Origin of the sequence: Nitrososphaera sp., from assembly GCF_037447015.1 — an archaeon.
In the GTDB taxonomy this organism is placed as follows: domain Archaea; phylum Thermoproteota; class Nitrososphaeria; order Nitrososphaerales; family Nitrososphaeraceae; genus Nitrososphaera.
The window spans coordinates 1-17,880 of record NZ_JBBIHK010000038.1; the positions used below are offsets into that span (position 1 = coordinate 1).

The window sequence follows — 17,880 nt, forward strand, 5'->3', positions numbered from 1 at the left end:
ATGGACAGAGATTCTGGCAACAAACATGGACATTAACTCTGGCACTCTACACTTAATCATAGATACAAGAGGGTCAGGCACACTTGCAAAGGGAGCGGTGCAGACCGATTCGTCATACAGAAAGCGCCACTCGCTTATCGGAACAACATCTACGGCATCGAAAGTCAGGATTGGTGAGGAAAGCGCATTTCTGATTTCAGGGTCACTGTCGATCATCTTCTCCAGCGCAGGATCCAGCGTCCGTATTATGCCTCCTGCGCTATTGATGTCCGTTTCCACCAGAACTTCAGAATTGGAAATGGTTGCAACCGACGCGATGATTGGTTTGTCGATATCTAGCAGGTTCTTCCAGCCCACGTTGACAAGAAAAGCGCTACTGTCGCCTTCTTTTGCTGCTGATGCCACGTTTGTGATAGTCATGTTTGTCACCTGCAGTTTCACACCAATGACTAAGGAGGAGGCATCTGCATCTTTTTTCCATACCCTTTCTGCGAAGGAGAATGTGGCAGATTCTACGCGCGCACCAGATCCAGCTTTTGCCAATTTGTCGTTAAGAGATTGAACTATTGTTTCTGCAACCTTGGACGAGTCATCAGGGCCGCCACCATTTCCAGCAAAATCGATGAAAGAGCGGGTTATCTCTCCGCCTTCTTGTGAAATTGCCTCCTCTATCCTCTGGGTTATAGAGCTGCCGGGATCGGCCTTTACCTTGATCAGGATTGATGATTGCATAAGCTCTACTACGGCACGGTCTTCTTTTGGAAGCAATACCGCAAAGAGCTCGGCCGCCTTGACGGCTACCGGAGCGCCCAAGGCTGCCAAGGCCACCACCATGACGATACCCGCCATCAGACATGCCATGCGGTCGAGCATAACTCACTCTGCGCTCCATTGATCCTTGATACTCGTGATATTAAAAGGACGGCGGCAATGACCACATAGTATACAATGTCATAGGTCATCATGGATGTGAGTTTATTCTGTTCTCCCACTCTATCATGTAATATGCTTGGCCGTTATGGACGAATACGAAATAATTGTCGCGCAGATCTGTTCCGAGGCTGTCAAAGCCAAACCATCGCCCTCGCCAAAGCCTGAAAGCGCGCCAAAGCGTGTGGTCATCGGAGCATACTTGTTCGGGATAGCGTTTGTCATATCTCCAACGTTGTTAATGTATACTATGTGCTGTCTGATGTACTTGGTATCAGGATTAATGCAGCGATAACAAACATGTCACTTCTCCAGCCGGAATCTATAAAAAATGTGCATGTCTACGAGCCCGGGTGACTTGTCACACTCGATCAAGCCGCAAGTTCAAGATGTCTGGATCAGGCTATGCTTTCAAACAAAGAAGCCTCTATCGACACTACAGGTTCACAGCAGGTCGCTAGCGATTTCAGGGAGAAACAGAATCAGCAGCGGCTATGGTTTGATTGCATCTCATTGTGCAACAAAATCATCAAAAGACAATAATTTTAGAAAAGAAAGAAAAAAAGAGGGTTTAGGCCCTTCTTGCCCACGCAGTCACCGTTATGGTGCTTATCGCAGCGCCCACTGCTCCGGTCATCGCCGCAAAGACGATGCTTGGGTCCACCATCAGCGTCGGGATCCACTCTACGAGCGCCTTGCCTATCACTGGCGATGCGAGGAACGCAAAAAAGCCCACGACAAAGCCGACTGCCGCAAATATCCCGATTATCCCTGCACGAGATGCCATGTTTCTCTCCATCCACTCCTTTTTGTTTACTGTTGCTGGCTGCCCTCCGCAGCGTAGCCGGACGACGATGACGAGGGGATTGAGGGGAACCTGTCGTTCACCTTCTGCTCCGCCACCGCCGACGCTTCCATCATTATCTGGTCGATGTCGCCGCCATAGCCGGTGTTGACGTCTATGCCCACACCCCCGCCCTGGAGCGAGTCCATCATTATGCCGTTGAGCAGGTTCTGCATGTTGCCTATCTCAGCGTCCGCGCCTGGCACAAAGCGCCCGAGGCTCGACTTTAATCCCTTTATCGAGGTCATCGCCGGGCCCAGAGCCACCATCGCGTCTCCGAGGTCGTGTATCGTCCCAAGTCTCATGGATACCTGTTCAAGCGCCATCTTGGCCTGCGAGAGTGTCTTGGAAATCTTGCGGACCTCCGCAAGTTCGTTTGAGAGCACCTTTGCAGTGTCGGCGTCGTGCCTCTGCATCGCGTCCACGACGCGCCTGAAAAGCGAGGCGTCCCTCTCGTTCAGCTTGGCGATCATTGTGTCTAATTTTGATGTCTGCAGCTGGAGTTTGTTGACTGCGGTCTCGATCCTCGGCTTTAGCGGCCCCTGCGGTCTCAGGGTCTCCTTCAGCTTCTCGCCAGCCGAGGCTCGGCTCTGGTTGCTCCAGTTCTTGTCGAAGCCAGTCATGGCAACGCATGATGCTTTTCGTTATTAATTTCGGGTGTATAATCCGGTAAACAAGCGGGTTAGCTATCGCGCAGGGCAGTTGAGGCGCCTGCGGCATCGACGTAAAAAACAGAAAAAAGCTGCAAAGGCAGCCTCCCTTTCTCTTTCTTTTTTACTTCAGAGGGAGCTTTAGCACCGGCTTCATGGCGACAGAGCCCCATGCGCCCATGCCGCGGCCGCTGCCGCCACCGCTACCACCACCGGCAGCTTGCTCCGCCGGGCCGGTTATCTGGCTCACCGAGATGTCGGTGGGAGCCATCGGCGGCCACAGCAGGGCGCAGTACTCGCCTGCGCTGCCAGCCTTGTCGAGGCTTGCCATCTCCATGTTCTCCTTCTTAAAGCCGGCGGCCGCCAGCCTGTCCTTGACCGGCTCTAGCAGGTTGCGCTGGCCGTGGACTATGAGGTAGACCTTTTTCGTGCCGTCTATGTTGTTGTTTTGCTGCGACGATGATGATGACATGTTGCTATGGCCTTTCTCTCGTCGGGCGGCTACTTTAATAGTGCTGCCCCTAGCGCATGCCAAAGCGCGACGTCGCGCTCACCCCGTTATCTGCGGTCACCACTGCCACGTACGAGCCGCCTGACAGGTCGAGCTCCGGGAAAAAGTGCGCCTTCTCTCCCGGCTCCAGCCTGTCAAGCACGTCGGCCGGCGCCAGCTTGATGCCGCCGGGATTGTTAAGGTACTGGACATGCACGTTTGTGAGCGGCAGCCTGCCCGTGTTTTCCACGGTCACCCGCGTAGAGAGCATATGATGCCGCCCGTGTACCTGCCAGCGCCCTCCTCGGCGAGCAGCGCGCTGACCCGCACGTCATAATCCTTTTTGCCATCGGCAGAGACGGACAACATCACCACTACTACTGCTGCCGCGACTGCCGCTGCGGCAATCGCTATCATCGCTATTATTGAAAGGCGGCCAGGCTGCATGCTTCTTTGCAGCCAGCGGTCATTGCTTGCAGAAGCAGCAGAGGCATATATTATTATAAACCCGTCAGCGCCTCTGCAAAAAAGCAGTGGCAGCCGCAACAATAGCCTCCGACTCGCACATGGCGATGGTGCTCCCAGACGACATCGGCAGCCGCATCGCCGATTTCGTGGCAGGCAGGAGCGGGTTCCCGTTCATCGCCGGGGACGAAACGATGTGCCTGATGTACATCTATGGCAAGAGCGCGGGAGTCAGGCCCGAGCAGGTGCAGCAGGTCGCGGACCTGGCGCAGCGCACGGCCGGCCAGATGGCAATCGACATAGACGGCTACCTCAACGGCCCTGCAGGCAGGCTCGACACTGAATACATCAGGAGCAAGTACCTCAACAGGGAGCTCCAGCTTTCGGTGGAGGGCAGGCAGGGCAGGCTCGCAGGAGACCCTTCGATACTGTCGGACTGCTTTGCGCAGCATGTAGCATACCACAGGCAGGAATACTTTTTCGGCCTGTACGGGCCGCTGAAGGAAGGCGAGCTCACCCGCGACGTAAGGCCGGCGCTCCTGGGCAGGATGGTCATGGTGTGCTACAACAAAAAGAACGAGCAGGAGCTCGGGCCGGGCCGCCGCCACCACCACCCGCTCATACCCGTGTACGTGTGGTTTGGGCAAAAGTAAAGTAATAAAATGCGGAAAATCCCCACTCTTTTTCAAGCGAGCGCGCATATACAACGTGTCGGCCCCTCCACCACACCCTTTCACTCCCAGCAATAGCAACAAGGATGATGACGGCAGCAACCCGCAGCAGCAAAAACCGCCTCTCCCCCCAATCGTGCGGTTCTCCGAGTTCCTGGGCATGGGGTACTTTGGCGACGAGCGGCAGCATGTGATAGCCCCCATATTTGACTCGAGGCACAACGCGGAAAAGGGCTGGACGAGGGTGATGGGTCAGGAAGGCGGCCGGGGGCAGCAGGGCAGCGGCAACAGCAGCAACAACAATAATGGCAGGATCTTTCACGCTATTTTTGTCGAGCACCCGTCCAAGTACGAGTTTATTGCCTACCCGCTAGAGATGGACGCAGGCAGAATAAACTATGTGTTGTACAGGTCGTTTTCGAGCCTGTCGAGCCTGCGCACGTTCAAAGAGACGTACGGCGGCCGCACGTTCATCAAGTTCGGCTGGCATGACCTGACCAGGCCGTCCAAGTTCGACGTGATGCCAAGCTACGCCCACGTCGACGCAGTCGAATTCCTGAAAGTCGAAGAGGTAAAGCAGGGGACGCTTGCAGACAGGATAAGAAAGAACGAGCTGTTGTAGAGAAAAATAAAAAGAAAAAAGAAGATGGGGATTTCTTTTACCGCTTTTCCCTTTCTTTTCTTCTTCTTTCCTTATCTAGTGCCCCCTCCTGCCGACGGCGACGACGATGATGGTGACGGTGGTGGTGACATCGTGTCGTCGATGTAGAAGGTTATGCTCACGTTTGCCGAGACCTGCTGCTGGCCGGGCAGGAGCTGCGTGCCGCCGGCTGCTGATTCTGCCAGCCCAAGGCCCCTTGAGAATATCGGGAACTGCAGGTCGTTTACCGTGACCGACTGCACCCCGGTTATGCTGGTGCCCAGCGCGCCTGCGGCAATGTCAGCCCTGTGCCTTGCGTTGGCGATTGCCTCTCCCACCAGCGTGTCGCGGATCTGCTGCTGGCGCTCGTCGGAGATGAAAAAGAGCACGCCGTTCACCTCGTTTGCCCCTGCGCCTACCGCCGCGTCTATCACCTCGCCGGCCGATATCGTGCCGTTCACGTCAAGGGTGACGCTCAGCGTGTTTGTCACCCTGTAGCCCGCTATCTCCTGGCCAGGCTGGCACTCCGGGGGCAGGGGGTAGATCTCGCACATCCTGCTGTCAACGCCTTCCGGCGTCTTGGCCTTGTATACCGGGTAGAGGTTGTAGCTGCTCGTGCCCATCTGCTCGCGGGGCACGCCCAAGTCTTCGAGGGCCGCGGTGAGGTTCCCCATCAGCCTTGCGTTGGCAGACACTGCGTCCCGCGCCGACGTGCTGTTGGTAGTCACGCCGGCAGTCACCATGAACTTGTCAGGCTGCACCTGCGTCAACGCCATGCCGGAGGTGGAAAGCGTCGACATCTTGGTCATGTTGTTGTTGCCAGTCCAGCCGCCGGTCTGGTTGCCACTGCGCACCTGTTGCTGTTGTGCCGTCGCGTCTTGCACCAGCGACGACGGTATAAGCTGGTTTGTGGAAAAAGCGGCCGCCAAAAGCCCTGCCGCAATTATGCCTGCGAGCAGGACGGCCTTTTGTACGGGATTTCCATTTGACATCAGATAACTCGTAGGGAATTATGATAGGTAAGCCTACCGCCTACAAAGGATTCTGCAATGCGCTTGTTGGTTCACATAAATGGGCGCATCCGTGGCATGAGGGCAAGAATCCGCAGAAGAATGGTTAGGCCCTGCCCGGCAGCGCGCACACGTGTGTGTATGCACAGCCGGGCAGGAGGTGATTCGACTTGCTGCTGGTGTTGTTTCTCCACTGTCCGTCTCGTTCGTTCGTAGATGCCAATGCCATACTTCCTTGGAGCGGAAATTAGGCATGCCTAATTAGGTCAGCCTAATATTTAAACGCTCATTTGATTCTAGAACAGGATAAAGTCGCCAGGTCCGGTATAATGTTACATGGGATGGCAGGCGGCGATGGGGCAGAGAGAGATAGATGCAAGGCAGCCGGGGGCAGCAGCCAGCAATAACAGCAGCCGTGTTCAGCCGGCTGCTGCAGTAGCATCAGCAGCAGCGATAGGCAGGGTGAACGAAAACGTGGCCCCCACGCCGTTTTCGTTGTTCCTGGCCCATATCCTTCCCCCGTGCGCTTCGACAAGCTTTTTGCACAGGTAAAGCCCGAGGCCCGTCCCCTTGAGCTCGACGGCCGACTTGGACGCAAACTTGGTAAAGAGCCTGCCTGCAATCGAGCTGTCTATCCCAGTCCCGGTGTCCGAAACGTCGATCCTGACAAAACCACCGCCCTCTCCTCCTCCTTCTTCGGTCAGGCTCACCGTTATGGTGCCTTTTTTCGTGAACTTGAACGCGTTGTCCAGCAGGTTGAACAGCACCTCCATCACCCTCTCCTTGTCGATTGCCAGCGCCAGCGCCTTTTTTTCTTTCAGGTGCGATTTCACCACGACCTCCACGTCGGGGTTGCTATCGCGGCCAAACATCTGCCTGGTGCCCGCCGCTTCCTGCACGACTGCAACAATGTCCACGTTCTCCTTTCGGAGCTGCAGGGTGTTGCTGTCAAGCCTGCTTATGTCGAGGATCTGGTTTGTCAGCCTGTTCAGCCTGCTGGCGTTTCGCAGGATCATGGCGATCTTTTCGTCGGCCACCCCTCCGGCCTCCTCGGCGAGCACCTCTGCGCTCAGTATTATGGGGAGGACCGGCGTGCGCAGCTCGTGCGCGGCAATGTTCACAAACTCCTCCTTCAGCTCGTCCAGCTCCTGCAGCTTGCCGTACAGCTCGATGTGGTTCCACAGTGTGTTTATGATCATGGAATAGGTCGACGCTATCGCCTTGTTGCTGGAATAGATGCCCATCTCCCTGCTGCCCCCGCCGTTACCGGCGCTGCGCTTTGCCCCGAGCGCGCCGAACACGACCCTCTTTTTGTCGGCCACCACGATTATGAGGCTCTGGTCCAGCTCCTCCCGCATGATCCGCAGGTTCACGCCGGGGATCGACGAAAGGGCCCTGAACATGGGAGACTGCGGGGCGTCATTTTCTCCTCCCTCCTCCCCCTCATCTTCTTTTTTCTGGCCGTATGCCGGCAGGAGCACCTTGATCTCTTTCTTTTTGCCTTTCGCAGAGACCTTGCTCAGCGTGTGCTCCAGGTTGAGGGTCATCTGCTGGTCGATCATCTCCAGGTCCGAGATCAGGATGAGCAGCTGCTCCTCTGCCGACCGGATGGTGTCAAATATGCGCTCCTGCGCCTCCTGCAGGCTTGAAATCGTCCTCGTGCTCTGGACTTCTATCCCGCGCTCTATCTCTGCAAACTTGTCCTCGGCCGGGACGGCGCTCTTCCACAGGCTGTCGAATATGTACTGCTGCTGGTCTACAAGGACGGGCGAGTTGCTATAGATCACCTGCGTCAGCGGCTTGCCCTCCCTGAACTCGGCGATGGTGGCCATGTACTCGCCCTCGCTCACCGCCAGCCCGCCCCTGACGCCGTCCATGTGGCGCAGCTCGTCAACTATGCCGGCCAGCTGGCGGCAGTAGCCGATGTTCTCCTTCGTGATCTCGGTTATCACCCTTATCCTGCCGCCCCTGCTCTGGACGCCCCTGTACCCTTTCCTGTACGTGTCCACCTCGATTACGATGGACGGCGCCTCCTTGCCGTAGCACAGGTCCATCCTCTCTTTTGCGCGCTCCATGAACTGCGCGCCCCGGGACACGGCGTTTTCCGTCCCGTAGAGCACCTCTGTAGTTATCTTCTTGGCGCGCGGCTCTGCCCTCCCGTTTGCAGGTTCCTCCAATACTGCTAGTATGCAGTACCATTTACAAGTAAATGTTACTGTCCTGCCCTTAAAAAGGCGCATTTTATTACAGAAGCCGCGTACAAAGAAGAGGGTCGGATCTGCGGTGGCAGGCTAGCCAGTGCATTTTACTTACTTTTGCCCCCATTTCTCTTTGCTACCAGCCCACCCTGCCTTCTTTGATCTGGGCAAGGGCGTCGCTTTCGCCCTGCGAGAGGAGTTCCTTTATCGAGGTGGCCGAAAAGTCAAACGCCTTGCCGTATATGTCGCGCCTGCCGTCTGCCAGTTTCTGCACCCTAAAGACCTCCACCTCGAACCGCCCGTCCAAGAGGCTGCTGTAGCGCCGGTCCCGCCCGTCCCGGGTAGAGCTCCTGGCACGGGTGTCCAGTATGGCCCTGAGCTCCTGCTCCATCGCCGCCCTTGCCCTGCCGTCGCTGATCCTGGATATCGATCTTTCTGCAAGGCTTTTGAGGCTGTTGCCAAGGCCGATATAGTCGGACACGATGTGCGCCACCTTTTCGTCGTACCTCGTCCTGTCCTGGAACAGGATGTCGTACTGCCTGTCCTGGATCTCGTCCGGGGCCGCCGGCACGTCCTTTTCCTCGCCTGAGTAAAGGTTGACGATGTATACCTGAAGCTTGGGGACGCCCTCCTTGAGCCCCCTTGTCTCGCTCCAGTAGTCGTGGTGGGCCTGGAGGAGCTCCCTCAGCGGAGTGTTGCTAAGGTACGCCCCGTCCCAAAAGTGGCGGGTGTGCGCCTTGCCGCTGCCATTACTGCTGCCGCTGTCCCTGGCTTCAAGCGCAGGGTACTCGAACCTCAGGTGGGACGACATGCTGGTCATCAGGTGCTTCATCTCTAGGCCGTCAGGGTAATCGATGACGTATTTTGTCGCCCTGTCGTCGCCGTATACCGTCCGCCTTGTCATCGTCGTCGTCTTTTTGCTGCTGTTGCCTGCCTTTTTTGCGGCCTCTTCGTCCTCCTGCCCTTTCGCTTCCCCTCCTCCTCTTTCCACCTCCGTCTTTTTCTCATAGCTGTCAAAGGTGACGGTGGAGCCGCTTTCAAGGTCCACGCTCACAAAGAGCAGCCTCGGCTCGCCGTCTTCAAGCCGCGTCGCAATCGCCTTACCTGGGAGCCAGTATTCCTCTATCACCCTAGCAAGTGGCGAGTTGTCAAAGCGTACAAGCGACGACGACGGGTCGAGGAACTTGGCGTCAGGCTGGATCATGCCGGGCGAAAGCACGTTTGGGGTGCCGAGGGCCAGGAACTGCCTCCACGCATAGTACCTCCTTGCCGCGTCGCCGCTTGCAAGCGGGCCCAGCCTGTCCGGCCTGTAAAAGTAGAGCGCGGCCGGCCAGTAGTAGTAATAGCCTGCCTTTGAAAGGAGCGGGCCAAACTGCGCCCAGTACGCGTTCCAGACCTCCCGGGCGCCGGCGGCAAGGCTCCACGCCTGCCTGAAAAAGCCGCTGTCGAGCCAGCCCATGAGCGGCTGCCACACTGGGGGCGACAGCCTGCCCGGGGTAGAGATGTCGCCCCAGAAGCGGTGCAGGGTGTCAGACGAGCCCCGCCAGGTCTTTTTGTTCTTGGCGTGGCTCACCAGGATCGTGGCGTTGACTGCCCCTATCGACGCGCCTGCCACGATGTCGAAAAAGGGCACGCCCTCCTGTCCTCTGTAAAAAGTGTCGTAGAACGCCTTGAAGACTCCCGCCTCGTATGCGCCAAGGGCGCCTCCTCCCTGCAGCACCAGTGCCTTTTGGACCTTGGGTATGTTGTCATTTCCCATATCAGGATACCATCGTTATCACGGCACCCATTATGATAAAAGCAATTTGGTATTGCTTTTCTTTTTTCCTTCTGGAATTTGCCATCTCTATAGGAGGGCGTTTATGCTTGTTTTTACTGGTAAGCAGAGGGGAGGGGGGAGGGAAATCCCTTCCTTACCTTGGCATCGCATTGCAGTGCCAACAAGAGACACCCGATGTTCCCGATGCCCTGAGAAAAGCCGGGCAAAAACAGCCGGCTTCCAATATCAACGGGGGCGCGTATGTACACGTTATTATTATTACGCCTGTCACCCCTTTACTACCACTATCGTACCTGTCATCCAAGGGTGTAGCTGACAAAAATACGGGTATTTGCCAGGTTCGCTTATCGTAACTGCCTGCGAATACCGCCCCTGTGCGACAAGGCCGGTGTCGAACATCTGGCCAATGCCGTCAGAGCTCGGAGTGCCTGACGTAGCCGTGTGAAGGACAAAGTCCCTGTTTTCCCACCTGAAGGGCGTCATGGCAGGTATTGTGGCAATGTCTGGATCAAAGTAATGCCCGCTGCCGTCGTCTTCGTAGACGCCTTGGGGGATGGTTATTGTGACCCCTGCAAAGCTATCATGCGATTCTTCTAAAGAAGAAGGAGGAGGATGAGGTTCTTTGCCTATCACTACCTCTTTATCGTCATGCATGACATAGCTCTGGAGGCCGGACAGCGCCAAGGAAACAGAGTACCTGCCTTCTCCCACTGCAAAAGGAACTAGGCTAGAGTCAAAGCTCTTTTGATCCCATTGGAAGGGCCGGGCCAGAAGCAGCCGTGTCCCCGGCTCTACTATAATTGGCTCATTATCTGAATTGTACGTGGCATCTATCGTATAGACAAAGCCGTTTGGAAATTTGTGCTTGTCCCCTGCGATGGCAATGACCAGACTTGCTCCGTTGTCAAGTACAACTCTTTCCGGCCCATCGTTGACTAGGTATGCCTCGATGGTTACTGCTTCTCCCGGCGAATATGCCTGTTTGTCGGTCACAACTTGTACCTTGAAAGTTTCAGGGGGCCATTGGCCGGCCATCCCCATTCCTTGCCCCGCCCCATAGTCACGGATCTGCCATCCAGAGCCGCCCACTTTGATTACAGGGCACTGGCTATCAAAGCCGCACGGGCCAAAGAGGGTTGAAGAATTGTTTATTCTGCCTGCCACCTTTATCTCGTAATTTCCGGGTCTGCCGTCATAGTTGGAGATAACAAGTTTGGCCTTGGCCTCGCTCCTTTCCGGTATCACCAGATGGTCAGGCTCTATTCTGACTTGGAGGCCCGAATCTGCCATAGTGGTAGCCCTCAAGTCGACCTCTGCAGGACCGCCGTAGGTCGCCCAGGTCTTTAGCATGACAGTGTAGCTTAGTGACCGGTCTTTCTCAAGTACTGCTGGTGTGGGGTATGCTGCTACTACTGCTGCTGTGGATGGCTCGACGAATTTTGCTTCCACCTGAGCACCAATGCCTTCTTTGGTGTCTGCGGTATGCAGGTACAGCGCGTAAAAGCTGTTGTTGTATGCCAAGACTACTGCTCCAGCAGCAGAATGACCGTCATCAATTCCAAGACCAGTTGTCGTCGTTTTGAATTGTTTTGCAATTTCAATGGCTTCGTCGTGCGATACCGTTAGCTCATAGTCGTCTTTGTCCAATATGGTTATACCCAAGGAAGGATCTCCAGTAGCAGAGGATATGCCATAAGACACTTCGCATACCTCGGTGCCAGCTGCACAGCCGTCTGCCCCGCTCATAGCCTTGACGAGGGCTGGTATTTCAGAGATAATCTCTTGCGAGACGACAACGATGCATTTGCCTTTCACGATTTCAGAAGGGTTAGCAATCTTGACAACAGAGATCCACGTCCGTTCCTTCAATTCTATGAGGCTTGAGAAGCTACTATTATCCGATGTCAACAACAGCTATTCTGCTTTCGGGTCGGACTGTGAATACGTGCATTCGCTGCCGCTCTTGTTCATTGTCAACGCATTTGGATTATTGTCTGAAACTGATGCCGCAAAAGAAGGAGAAGACGACGATGATGGGGAGGAAGGGGATGGAATAAAGATTGCAAATAATAGCACGAATGCAATTCCAACGGCCAGTCCAACTATGACGGGGCCAAGGCTGTTTTTCATCCTCTATCGAATCCCACCTGCATGCCGCTTATTTGCAAATAATAATGACACACTGCAAGCGAAACTGCTGCTGCCGCCACGGCAAGAGCGACTGCAGCCGCCAAAGGAACCAGATGGTACATTTCGTATCCGGTGGCAGACCAGAGACCTCTTGATGCAGGGTCGCTTGCTTCAGCATTAAGGTTGATCAAGTATGCGCTTGCATTATTACTACTACTATTATTATCGTTGACGTAGCCGGGTATCGCCAACGCAGACGTTGCTACCACGACGACGAGGATGATGAGGGTTAATGCCGTCACAAGAGTGCTGATGTTCCTCATGCCAGGTTGTCACATCATGGGAGCAGCAAAAATCATGATTGTCCAGTTTGCAGGTATTCTAATAAGGTTTTATCCCAACGGGGCTGTCGAATCTGTGGCGGGTAGCGCGGCCATGACAGATATGTTTCGCGGCTGCTTGCGACAGAAGATGCTGCCTTCCTTTCAGATTGCATGCAAGTGCAGATAAAGCGCAACTCATAAGAGAATCAAAGCTCCACACTGTAAGATGCCAATCGATCCAGATTTCCCAAAGAACCATCATCAGGTCATAGGCAAGCACAAGCATTCTGACGGCGAGCACTTTCATTTTGTATGGGGTGGGGCCAGGCAGGGCGGCAGCTGAAGCGGCCGAAAATGAAAAGGTAAAGAAGGCGTACGAAGCAAGGGGCGAGCAGCTTGTGCCGCTTGGGGTGCACGGTACGATGGTTGCACTTGACTGGGATTCATGCATAGCCGACGGCGCCTGCATAGAAGCGTGCCCTACTCAGGTATACCAGTGGTACAGGACGGAGCAGGATGTACCCGGCATAGAGATGCAAAATGCCACAAGTGCAGGCACTGGCGAGGACCACGACAAAGAAGGCAGAAAAGACTACACGGACAAGTCAGACCCCATCAGAGAACACGACTGCATCTGGTGCATGGCATGCGTGTCGGTGTGCCCTACGCAGGCGATCAAAGTCGACCAGGCCAATCTGGAATATCACGAAAAGGCGGCAGGGACATTCAACGAGCAACTATCAAAAAGCAGCGCTCCGCCGCCCCATGCGCACTAGCAGAGAGATAGACATTCTCTTTTTCTTTCTTACTTTCTATTCTAAAACAGATCGCCTGCACCGCCAAGTTGGCTGCTGTTCTTGCCCTTCCCTCACGGGCGTCAACTTGCGGCGGATTTTTGGTCATGAAGAAAAGGCTCTGCCACAGATTATCGCAGTACGCATTTTTGCAATATCCGGCGGAATTGCAGCCAAAACAAGCATCTTCTTCAAAGGCACCGTAACATTATCGGCGCATATATCTAAGCGGCAAATGAGCAGCAGATTTACAGTACCTCCGCCCTCAAAGAAAGATTCATTATTTCTTGATTTTCTCTGAGCAAAAGTTACGAAGCACGACAGATGGAGGGTGGGGAAAAGTAAATGATGCGAGCCACGATCCACGCCGCCGGGGTAAATGATTGTAGAGGGTTTGCCATGTCTGGCAGGTGGTGGATATCTAGTCGCCTGGCTAATCCCCCATACTGCCGCTCCCAAGTAAAAGTATGGTATTGATTTTCTTATCCCTCGCAGTTAAGGAACGAGTTATTCCCGATAACGTCATAGCACGTGTCGTTGTCGCTGCCGCCGTTTTGAAGGTCGTTGCCTCCATCGTCATAGAGCATGTCGTTGCCGGCGTTGCCCCACGCTCTATCATCGCCGCTGTCGCCTATCAGGACGTCCATGCCGATGCCTCCAACAATTATGTCGTTGCTGCTACCACCGAGGAGGCGGTCATCTCCTCTCTGCCCATACAACCTGTCGCTCCCGCCGTCGCCGTAGATCGTGTCGTTACCCTCTCCCCCCAGGATTCTGTCGTCGTCGTTGCCTCCCCATATGATGTCATTGCCGGCGTCGCCTATGAGAAGGTCGGCTCCTGTTTCTCCAAGTATCACGTCGTCATTGTCGCTGCCCCATACCTTGTCATCGCCCGCATTACCATTTAGGATGTCATTGCCGGCGTCGCCTACCATCTTGTCATTTCCAGAGTTTCCAAGCAGCGTATCACTGCCATCTCCTCCCCATATTATGTCGTTCCCATCGTCTCCTTTAAGGCAGTCGTTTCCGGCGTTGCCAAATATCGCATCATCGCCGCCAAACCCCCGGATCAGGTCGTCGCCTCCTGTTCCAAAGAGAGTATCGTCATCCTCGGTACCGCTGATAATCCGGTCATATCCGCTGGCAGGCCGGCCGCAGAACAAATCCTTGTTTGCCGCTGGGGGCGGCGGTACCGGTTGGGGGACGTCGTCAATGGCATATGGACTGAGGTCTGCGTCTCCTTCCCGGTGGGCTGGATCGCCATCATCCAGAAAGCCCTGTATACGGGTGCCGTCAGGGTCCATTATAAAGAGGCCAAAGTCGGTAGGTCCGGTCTCTCGGGTATAGTTCCCCTTTGGGCCGGTGAATATGATCTTGGAGCCGTCCGGGGACCAGAAGGGGTCGCCTAACCACTCGGCTTCCACAAGCAGCTTCATGCCGCTGCCGGCGTCCTCGTCGTTGTTGTCGTCGTTGTCGTCCGCATCGATGACGGCAATGCCTTCTCTGGTCATAAACACAATCCTGTCATCTACTGGAGACCATGACGGCAAGACATTGACGCTCTGCAAACCCGGTACTGGGCGGGTAAGTTGTCTTGCGCCGGTGCCGTCGGCGTTCATCACAAAAATCTCGGTGCCGGCGTACGTGCCGTTTATCAGGGTCATGCTGAAGCTGTGAAACGCGATCATGCTGCCGTCTGGAGACCAGCTTGGACTGGCGTCCATGCCTCCTCCTGTCCCTGCCAGCATTGCAAGATTGCTGCCGTCGGCGGCATCCACGACGGCTATTCGACCAAAAAGCTCCCCGGAACCGGAAGCAAGGTACCGTGTAAATGCGATCTTTTTGCCGTCTGGAGACCATGCGGGGTTCATGTCCATGTACGACGGGTCGTTAGTCAGCCTTCGCAGATCCGTGCCATCGGCGTTTATCGTGTACAGCTGAAATGCTGCCGACTTTGTGTCATGATTGCTGACAAACGCTATCCTCCTGCCGTCTGGAGACCAGTCCGGGTTGTAGCCGGAAGAGCGGTCGTCGGTCAGCTTTTTCAACCCGCCCCCGTCGGTATCTATCAGGAATATCTCGGGGTCTGGTCCGTCTTCCCGCACGAAGGCAACCTTCCTGTGGCCAATCTCTGGAGGCAGAGGGTCTACAAACTTGATGTTCGCAGACGCAAGGTCGGCTGCCAATTTTTCTGCATGGTCGGCGATGGCATTCAGCCTTTCCTCCAGATTGACTGTGGCGCTGCTGCCGCTGCTGCTGCCGCCGTCCTTCTTTTGGTACTGGGGAGCACCCTCGTTTACGTGGCTGCTTACGATCAAGGGGGCGATTCCCGTGCCGTCTGCGTTCATCATCACATAGATGTCAAAGCTATCGGAGCCCTTTGCATCATACCTTGAAAATGCTATTCCTTTGCCGTCCGGGAGCCAGCTCAGGCCGCCTGTACTGTTTGTGTAATTGTTGCTAAACTTTTGCAGGCCGGTGCCGTCAGGATTAATGACAGAGATCCCCGTATTGCTTGCAAAGGCAATTTTCGTGCCGTCGGGAGACCACGCGGGCGAATAGTAAGAGTAATCCTGGTCGGTAGGCGCGGGGCTCAACCTCCTTGCATTGTTCCCGTCAGAGTCCATGACGTACACGTGGACCCCGGGCCAGGTGGTTTCGTATGCCGAGAATGCTATCTTTGTCCCGTCGGGGGACCATGCAGGCATGCGGTCTTGAAGAAGAAGCCCGCTTCCACCCAGGGTGCGAACAGACCCGCTGTCTATGTCCAGTATGCTTATCTTGGTGATGGATTTATTCTGCGAGACGGTCGTGCGGGAGAATGCTATCTTGGAGCCGTCCGGGGACCACGCGGGAGAGTCGTCGCTGGTCATCAGCCCCGCAGTCAGCCGCCTGACCCCCGTGCCGTCTGCGTTCATCACATACAGGCTCTGCCGTAGCGAGCCGTCGTCTCTGCTGTCTTTGTAGGATGAGAAGAGTATTTTCGTGCCGTCGGGAGACCAGGAGGGGTTTATTTCCGCATAGTTGTTATTTGTGAGCCTGGACGCGCCTGTTCCGTCCAAGTTGGCGACATAGATCTCCGTGGAAGGCAGGGGTTCAGAGAAGGAGGTCCGGGCAAAGAGCATCTTGCTGCCTGCATCGACTGCCGGTTGCGCGTCTGCTGCCTTTACCCCTCCTCCTCTTTTTTCGCCGGCAGCCGATGCCAACGAAATTATGAGGACGATAAGAAAAACAGAAACAGCCTGTGCGGCCAGCTTTTGCAACCAGAACAGATAGCCACGGAGCAGATAAAAGCAGGATGACCTGTTTCTGCCCATTTTTGACGCTATTTCTTCAATTTTTTATGCAAAGGAAGGCCCGGCCAGTTAAAGCAAAATCATGCAGCGAGCGCGCACCGGCCGACTCCAAAAGCTACGGGACGCCCGTAAAAGAACTAACAAGAACCTACAACTACGCTTGTATTTGTAGAAGGCTGGAAACGCGCGCACGCATGCATGCACGGCCTCCCTCCAGGCAAAAACGCCACAGGACAAGACAAAGAGATACACGCCAGCAGCTGCCTCTGCTGGTAAGCAAAAGAAGCACTTTCTCCCGCCGCACTTGTACGCATCCGCAAAGGAGGCATAAAAGAACGATTGTTTTTGCCGTTTTCCACTGGAAACGCGCGCTAGCGGTTTTCAGGGATAGAAAGAGAAGAAGGCTGTGGAATTTATAGCCCGCGCGCTCTTCATCTAGCTGTTGACGAACAATCCCGTGGCCGTCTTTGACTCGGGGATAGGCTCGCTCTCTATAATCAGGGAGCTCCGCCGCGAGATACCGGCAGAGGACCTGCTTTATTTCGCAGACAGGGCGCACTTTCCCTACGGCGGCAAGTCGCACCAGGAGCTGCGCGAGCTGATGATAAACACGATACGCTACCTCCTCCGTTACAAGCCCAAGCTCGTCGTGGTGGCGTCAAACACGCCCTCCGTGCAGGTGCTCGACGAGGTGCGCAGGGCGGTGACCGACGTGCCGCTGATAGGCATACGGCCGCCGCTGAAGGAGGCCGCCAGGCTGACAAAGAAAAAGCACATCGGGATAATGGCCACGTCCGGCACTATCCGGAGCAAGGAGCTGGAGATCCAGATACGCAGGGAGGTGCCGCAGCACATCCTTGTGGCCAGGTTCGACGCGTCGCCCATAATCGAGCTTGTCGAGCGGGGCGTGCACCTGGAGGACGAGCGCAGGACGTTTGACGTTATTTCCAGGGTGCTAGGCGACGACGACCTGGACAAGAAGATCGACGTGATAACGCTTTCGAGCACGCACCTGCCATTTGTGAAACGCTACCTCAACGCCCTGCTGCCCACGGTCAGGTTCATCGACCCCGCCCAGATGGCCGCAAAGGACGTGAGAAAGTTCCTTGCGTTCAACAGGATGGCCAAAAAGAGCGGGAGCGGCAGGCTGCAGATCATGGTCTCTGACGGCAAGCGCGAGTTCGAGAAGTCGATAAGGGCCATGGGCATAAGGGAGCCCGTCGAAGAGGTCTTTCTTACGTTTTAGATCATGCGCCTATCGACAAGGATAACCGGTTAGCAAGAGATCTCTTTTTTGTACAGCAAAGCGTATGGGAGGGGGCGTTCTTCTTCCTCCATGTGCCGCAATCATGATTGGTCTTTTTTGGCTCTCACGGCATTCTGCCCGAGTTTTTTGATTCCAAGATATAGGCCCTCGAGTTCATTTACAGATAGGTCGTATGTCTGCAAGAGGTCGGTGTTAACTCCAAACTCTCTCAGGAGCGCGTACAGCTCCTCAACGCGTTCAGAGTCGCTCATAGTTTAGTATGAGAAAACCGTTATTTGCGGAACGCGGCATCACCTTACAGAGAAATATAGCACAGCTTGGCAAAAGAAAGACAGGCAGTGCATGCAAAATTGTCCGGTCAGGGATCTGTCTGCCTGTAAGCACATGCAGGC

Annotated in this window: 19 protein-coding genes; 5 read left to right on the forward strand and 14 right to left on the reverse strand. The window is 55.3% G+C overall.

Annotated elements, in window-relative coordinates; all coding sequences use genetic code 11:
- The 6 genes from WKI84_RS10915 to WKI84_RS10940 all read right to left on the reverse strand — a co-directional run.
- The coding region (locus WKI84_RS10915; RefSeq protein ID WP_337863586.1) for a hypothetical protein at positions 1-873 on the reverse strand (873 nt) is incomplete at its 3' end.
- Between the two features lie 628 nt (positions 874-1,501).
- Positions 1,502-1,717 carry a hypothetical protein gene (locus WKI84_RS10920; RefSeq protein ID WP_337863587.1) on the reverse strand — a complete coding sequence of 72 codons (216 nt, stop codon included), beginning with the start codon at positions 1,715-1,717 and terminating at the stop codon, positions 1,502-1,504.
- Between the two features lie 26 nt (positions 1,718-1,743).
- The gene (locus tag WKI84_RS10925) at positions 1,744-2,397 is read right to left on the reverse strand and encodes a hypothetical protein (RefSeq protein WP_337863588.1); all 654 of its coding nucleotides are present in this window, start codon (positions 2,395-2,397) and stop codon (positions 1,744-1,746) included.
- A gap of 151 nt (positions 2,398-2,548) precedes the next feature.
- Complete coding sequence (locus WKI84_RS10930) at positions 2,549-2,896, reverse strand: hypothetical protein (RefSeq protein ID WP_337863589.1); 348 nt, start codon at positions 2,894-2,896, stop codon at positions 2,549-2,551.
- A gap of 49 nt (positions 2,897-2,945) precedes the next feature.
- On the reverse strand, positions 2,946-3,185 hold the full coding sequence (locus WKI84_RS10935) for a hypothetical protein (RefSeq protein ID WP_337863590.1): 240 nt from the start codon (positions 3,183-3,185) through the stop codon (positions 2,946-2,948).
- The gene (locus tag WKI84_RS10940; protein ID WP_337863591.1) at positions 3,167-3,361 is read right to left on the reverse strand and encodes a hypothetical protein; all 195 of its coding nucleotides are present in this window, start codon (positions 3,359-3,361) and stop codon (positions 3,167-3,169) included. Before WKI84_RS10940 ends, WKI84_RS10935 begins: the two co-directional genes overlap by 19 nt.
- 86 nt (positions 3,362-3,447) lie before the next feature.
- Between WKI84_RS10940 and WKI84_RS10945 the strand changes: the two genes are divergently transcribed.
- Positions 3,448-4,032 carry a hypothetical protein gene (locus WKI84_RS10945; protein ID WP_337863592.1) on the forward strand — a complete coding sequence of 195 codons (585 nt, stop codon included), beginning with the start codon at positions 3,448-3,450 and terminating at the stop codon, positions 4,030-4,032.
- Positions 4,033-4,087: 55 nt separating this feature from the next.
- Positions 4,088-4,672, forward strand: a complete 585-nt coding sequence (locus tag WKI84_RS10950; RefSeq protein ID WP_337863593.1) for a hypothetical protein — start codon at positions 4,088-4,090, stop codon at positions 4,670-4,672.
- A gap of 71 nt (positions 4,673-4,743) precedes the next feature.
- On the opposite strand, the gene WKI84_RS10955 is transcribed toward WKI84_RS10950, so the two are convergent.
- The 6 genes from WKI84_RS10955 to WKI84_RS10980 all read right to left on the reverse strand — a co-directional run bounded on the left by WKI84_RS10955 (position 4,744) and on the right by WKI84_RS10980 (position 12,110).
- Positions 4,744-5,682 (reverse strand): SIMPL domain-containing protein, encoded by a 939-nt coding sequence (locus WKI84_RS10955; protein ID WP_337863594.1) that lies wholly within the window; start codon positions 5,680-5,682, stop codon positions 4,744-4,746.
- 437 nt (positions 5,683-6,119) lie between these two features.
- A complete protein-coding gene (locus WKI84_RS10960) occupies positions 6,120-7,877 on the reverse strand; it encodes a HAMP domain-containing sensor histidine kinase (protein ID WP_337863595.1) in 1,758 nt (585 codons plus the stop codon).
- Positions 7,878-8,034: 157 nt separating this feature from the next.
- Complete coding sequence (locus WKI84_RS10965; protein WP_337863596.1) at positions 8,035-9,657, reverse strand: patatin-like phospholipase family protein; 1,623 nt, start codon at positions 9,655-9,657, stop codon at positions 8,035-8,037.
- Between the two features lie 288 nt (positions 9,658-9,945).
- Complete coding sequence (locus tag WKI84_RS10970; RefSeq protein ID WP_337863597.1) at positions 9,946-11,589, reverse strand: hypothetical protein; 1,644 nt, start codon at positions 11,587-11,589, stop codon at positions 9,946-9,948.
- Between the two features lie 3 nt (positions 11,590-11,592).
- Positions 11,593-11,808, reverse strand: coding sequence for a hypothetical protein (locus tag WKI84_RS10975; protein WP_337863598.1), 216 nt, complete (start codon positions 11,806-11,808; stop codon positions 11,593-11,595).
- Positions 11,805-12,110 (reverse strand): hypothetical protein, encoded by a 306-nt coding sequence (locus WKI84_RS10980; RefSeq protein ID WP_337863599.1) that lies wholly within the window; start codon positions 12,108-12,110, stop codon positions 11,805-11,807. Before WKI84_RS10980 ends, WKI84_RS10975 begins: the two co-directional genes overlap by 4 nt.
- 443 nt (positions 12,111-12,553) lie before the next feature.
- On the opposite strand from WKI84_RS10980, the gene WKI84_RS10985 reads away from it, so the two are divergent.
- Both WKI84_RS10985 and WKI84_RS10990 read left to right on the forward strand, forming a co-directional pair.
- The gene (locus WKI84_RS10985) at positions 12,554-12,907 is read left to right on the forward strand and encodes a 4Fe-4S binding protein (RefSeq protein ID WP_337863604.1); all 354 of its coding nucleotides are present in this window, start codon (positions 12,554-12,556) and stop codon (positions 12,905-12,907) included.
- Complete coding sequence (locus tag WKI84_RS10990; protein ID WP_337863600.1) at positions 12,897-13,226, forward strand: hypothetical protein; 330 nt, start codon at positions 12,897-12,899, stop codon at positions 13,224-13,226. Before WKI84_RS10985 ends, WKI84_RS10990 begins: the two co-directional genes overlap by 11 nt.
- Before the next feature lie 181 nt (positions 13,227-13,407).
- Here the strand turns inward: WKI84_RS10990 and WKI84_RS10995 are convergent, their stop codons facing one another.
- On the reverse strand, positions 13,408-16,131 hold the full coding sequence (locus tag WKI84_RS10995; RefSeq protein ID WP_337863601.1) for a hypothetical protein: 2,724 nt from the start codon (positions 16,129-16,131) through the stop codon (positions 13,408-13,410).
- Between the two features lie 532 nt (positions 16,132-16,663).
- On the opposite strand from WKI84_RS10995, the gene murI reads away from it, so the two are divergent.
- Positions 16,664-17,467 carry a glutamate racemase gene (murI, locus tag WKI84_RS11000; protein WP_337863602.1) on the forward strand — a complete coding sequence of 268 codons (804 nt, stop codon included), beginning with the start codon at positions 16,664-16,666 and terminating at the stop codon, positions 17,465-17,467.
- A 101-nt stretch (positions 17,468-17,568) separates the two neighbouring features.
- Here the strand turns inward: murI and WKI84_RS11005 are convergent, their stop codons facing one another.
- On the reverse strand, positions 17,569-17,739 hold the full coding sequence (locus tag WKI84_RS11005) for a hypothetical protein (RefSeq protein ID WP_337863603.1): 171 nt from the start codon (positions 17,737-17,739) through the stop codon (positions 17,569-17,571).
- Between the last annotated feature and the right edge of the window lie 141 nt (positions 17,740-17,880).

Coding starts and splice junctions, on each gene's coding strand:
- WKI84_RS10925 (WP_337863588.1), bottom strand. CDS start 2,397: ATGACTGGCTTCGACAAGAACTGGAGCAACCAGAGCCGAGCCTCGGCT.
- WKI84_RS10965 (WP_337863596.1), bottom strand. CDS start 9,657: ATGGGAAATGACAACATACCCAAGGTCCAAAAGGCACTGGTGCTGCAG.
- WKI84_RS11005 (WP_337863603.1), bottom strand. CDS start 17,739: ATGAGCGACTCTGAACGCGTTGAGGAGCTGTACGCGCTCCTGAGAGAG.
- WKI84_RS10920 (WP_337863587.1), bottom strand. CDS start 1,717: ATGGCATCTCGTGCAGGGATAATCGGGATATTTGCGGCAGTCGGCTTT.
- WKI84_RS10990 (WP_337863600.1), top strand. CDS start 12,897: ATGCGCACTAGCAGAGAGATAGACATTCTCTTTTTCTTTCTTACTTTC.
- WKI84_RS10975 (WP_337863598.1), bottom strand. CDS start 11,808: ATGAAAAACAGCCTTGGCCCCGTCATAGTTGGACTGGCCGTTGGAATT.
- WKI84_RS10930 (WP_337863589.1), bottom strand. CDS start 2,896: ATGTCATCATCATCGTCGCAGCAAAACAACAACATAGACGGCACGAAA.
- WKI84_RS10940 (WP_337863591.1), bottom strand. CDS start 3,361: ATGCAGCCTGGCCGCCTTTCAATAATAGCGATGATAGCGATTGCCGCA.
- WKI84_RS10955 (WP_337863594.1), bottom strand. CDS start 5,682: ATGTCAAATGGAAATCCCGTACAAAAGGCCGTCCTGCTCGCAGGCATA.
- WKI84_RS10985 (WP_337863604.1), top strand. CDS start 12,554: ATGGTTGCACTTGACTGGGATTCATGCATAGCCGACGGCGCCTGCATA.
- WKI84_RS10935 (WP_337863590.1), bottom strand. CDS start 3,185: ATGCTCTCTACGCGGGTGACCGTGGAAAACACGGGCAGGCTGCCGCTC.